This window comes from Synechococcus sp. 1G10, from assembly GCF_002252625.1.
In the GTDB taxonomy this organism is placed as follows: Bacteria; Cyanobacteriota; Cyanobacteriia; order PCC-6307; family Cyanobiaceae; genus Regnicoccus_A.
The window spans coordinates 1-2,511 of sequence record NZ_NQKW01000052.1 but is presented as its reverse complement, the minus strand read 5'-3'; the positions used below and the strand labels follow the sequence as shown (position 1 = coordinate 2,511).

At 64.7% G+C, this 2,511-nt stretch carries 2 protein-coding genes and 1 pseudogene; all 3 read right to left on the bottom strand.

The window, feature by feature from the left end; translation table 11 throughout:
* Positions 1-336: 336 nt before the first annotated feature.
* A complete protein-coding gene (locus CJZ82_RS17370; protein WP_094556982.1) occupies positions 337-1,368 on the bottom strand; it encodes a DUF475 domain-containing protein in 1,032 nt (343 codons plus the stop codon).
* 60 nt (positions 1,369-1,428) lie between these two features.
* On the bottom strand, positions 1,429-2,079 hold the full coding sequence (locus CJZ82_RS17365; protein WP_094556981.1) for a DedA family protein: 651 nt from the start codon (positions 2,077-2,079) through the stop codon (positions 1,429-1,431).
* Positions 2,080-2,327: 248 nt separating this feature from the next.
* Positions 2,328-2,511 (bottom strand): annotated as a pseudogene (locus CJZ82_RS18555) (hypothetical protein); the annotation flags it as partial.

Genomic DNA, 2,511 nt, shown 5'->3' with positions numbered 1-2,511 from the left:
AGGAGAACAGAGAGCCGCTGCGCTCCTGTTGGCCTCGCATCAACGTCTGTGCAGTTGTCCCATTTTCGCAGAGCTGGCTGAGTTTTTCAGCGAACTCATAAGGACGATCGTGGCCACCGCAGCGGCCACCGAAAGCAACATGTAGGAGCGGGAGGATTCGAAGACCATGGGAGAACGGGGGTATCCGAAGGATGGAACCGTTGGCGTTGATGCTCTGGGGCCCAGAAGGGTGTGTCAAACCCGGCCCGCACGCCACATGCTCGGCCCATGACCTGACGCAGGGCGTGGCGAACTGGCCAGGCGACGGCGAGCGCTCAGGGGCTGAGGCTTCCCGCTTCAGCGTGAGTGACGAGGGAATCCACGTTGCCGAAGGGAATCGGCGAGCGAAAGGAGAAGTAGCACGATGCCGATGAGGCCGGTGACCCATTCGGGAAGATGCAGATGGTGCTGCGCCAGCACGATGCCGGACAGCATCAGCAGCCCCAGGGAACCGATGGCGTAGTGGGCGCCATGCTCCAGGTACACCAGCTGATCCAGGGCCTTCTCGCGGCTGAGCATCAGGGTGAGGGAGCGGATGAACAGGGCACCCAGCCCCAGGCCAGTGAGGATCAACCCCAGGTTCTGGGTGATGGCGAAGGCCCCGATGGTGCCGTCCAGACTGAAGGAGGCATCGAGAAGCTCCAGGTACAGCAGGCTGACCAGCCCGCCACCGGCTGCCAGCCTGGCCCCGGCCTGTTCCTCATCCCCGAAGGCTTGCGCCAATGATGTGCTCAGCAACTGCAGCACCAGGCCGATCACGCCGCTGATCATCACCTCGGCCCTCAATTCGGCAGGGAGCATGGCGGCAAGGATGAGCAGCAGACTCAGGGCCAGGGCCACCTCGAGCGCTTCGATACGACCGGCTGCGCTGAGACGCCGCTCCAGAGGCCGGACCCAATGCAGGGTCTTGGCCTCATCAAAGAAGTAGCGCAGGAACACCATCAGCAGGAACATTCCGCCAAAGGCCAGGATCCGTGGTTCAGCCAGCTCCAGCAGAGCGCGGTACCGGGCGGGCTGGCGCAGCGCCGCCTCGAGGGCTTCCCCCATGCCGACTCCGCCTGCCAGGGAGACCATCACCAACGGGCCGGCGAAACGCACGCCAAACACAGGAATCACCAGGCCCCAGGTGAGGAAGAAACGCTGCTGGCCTGGGGAGAGCTGATCCAGCACCCGGGCGTTGACCACAGCGTTGTCGAAGGAAAGGGAGATCTCCAGCAGCAACAGCACCAGGGTGATCCAGGCCGCTTCCAGACCCTGCAGCCCGAACACGATTGCCAGTCCGCCCGCACAGCACGCCAGCGGAATCAGGAGATAACGCAGATACCGCATCGGGAGCTCGCAGGGAAAGGTCAACAACCATCTGGGCGTGAGGCCTCAGGTGGAGGGTTCTTAGCCCTCTTTCTCGAGCTGGGGCTGCTCGAAGCGGGCCATAAACCTTGGTACCACCACCAGCAGGAAGATCAGCACCAGGGCACCGATGCCGAACTCCACCACACCCCGAACCATGCGCTCGAAAGGGACCCAGCGCCCGCCGAGCCAGGCGAGGCTCACCATCGAACTGGCCCAGAGCACCGCCCCCAAAGTGTTAAAGACCAGGAAGCGGCCATAGGGCATGCGCACCGCCCCGGCCAGGGGCCCAGCCAGCACCCGCAGGACCGCAACGAAACGACCAAGCAGCACCGACTTGCCCGCATGGCGCAGAAAGCTGTCTCGCAGGGTCTCCAACTGCTCCGGGGAGCGACGCAGAAGTCTGCCCACACGCAGCACCAACCCCCAGCCAGCCCTTCGCCCCACCCAGTAGCCCAGGTTGTCCCCCAGGATCGCGCCACTGACCGCCGCTGCAATCACACCGAAGACATCAAGCTGGCCGCTGCCGGCGGCGTAGCCCCCCAGCAGGGTGACGGTCTCCCCCGGCAGGGGAACGCCAGCATTCTCCAGAAGCATGGCCGCGAACACCAGCCCGTAGCCCCAGGTGTGCAGAAGCTCCTGAAGGGCTGTGGTGCTGAAGGTCCCATCAAATAGGGCCAGAGGCCAGTGCATCGAACAGCCGGTCGAACGATGAACCTATCTCCCCTCTCACCCGCTTGCAGCGATGGGGGCCAGGCCAGGTGAACCTGGGGAGGGCCAGGCGCTTGGGTGGCTGCGGTGTTCATGCCCGTCCACAGTGGGCACCTGGCGGAAATGAGGGAAGCCGAATGCTTAGTTGCCGGGCAGGTGGTTGTTGAAGGGGCAGGTGATCCTGGCAGGCGGATCCTCCAGCACCCAGGCCAGGACTCCGCGGGAACGGGTCAGTTCCGCCTCGATTGCACCTGCTCTGAACCCTGCTGATGCCGCTCCAGGTAGCCCGTGGCCCACACCACCGGGCTGATGCCGCTGGGGATGATCCGCTCGTAGGCCGGGCTGCGCAGGATCTCCTTGACGGCTTCTCCCAGCAGTTCGTTGGAGCGGCTGCCCGGCAGCCGGTGGCTGAGG

Bases quoted from the DNA above. Each gene is read 5' to 3' on its own strand.
- CJZ82_RS17370 (WP_094556982.1), bottom strand. From the start codon at position 1,368: ATGCGGTATCTGCGTTATCTCCTGATTCCGCTGGCGTGCTGTGCGGGC.
- CJZ82_RS17365 (WP_094556981.1), bottom strand. From the start codon at position 2,079: ATGCACTGGCCTCTGGCCCTATTTGATGGGACCTTCAGCACCACAGCC.